The following is a 435-nucleotide window of genomic DNA, read 5'->3' on the forward strand; positions in this document are numbered from 1 at the left end:
TATATCTGCCCAGACAACGAAACAAGCCGTCAAAGACGCATGTGATGCCTACAAGAAGATGTTCAAAGGACAATCCGGGAAACCGAAGTTCAAAAGCAGAAAGCATTCAAAACCAGCATTTTATAGCAGATATGACCGATTTAAAGCAGATGGAAACACGGTCTATCTGGAAAAGATCGGCTGGATCCAAACCAGTGAACCGATTCCTCAATCAGGAGCATATAGCAATCCGCGAGTATCCTTCGACGGCAAGTATTGGTATGTGTCTATTGGTATCAGGCACGAGCAAGAGAAGTCCGAACTGACGGACGAGGTAATCGGTATAGACGTGGGCATTAAGGAATTGGCGGTATGCAGCAACGGAATGGTGTTCAAGAACATCAACAAGTCTGCCGCCGTAAGAAAGGTGGAGAAACGCTTGCGTCGGTTGCAGCG

Annotated in this window: 1 pseudogene; it reads left to right on the forward strand. The window is 46.9% G+C overall.

Features of this window, described 5'->3' with window-relative positions:
• Window positions 1–58: 58 nt before the first annotated feature.
• Window positions 59–435, forward strand: a pseudogene (locus FS806_RS26000) (RNA-guided endonuclease InsQ/TnpB family protein); the annotation flags it as partial.

It is taken from the genome of Paenibacillus sp. 32O-W, assembly GCF_007679495.1.
Lineage (GTDB): Bacteria > Bacillota > Bacilli > Paenibacillales > NBRC-103111 > Paenibacillus_L > Paenibacillus_L residui.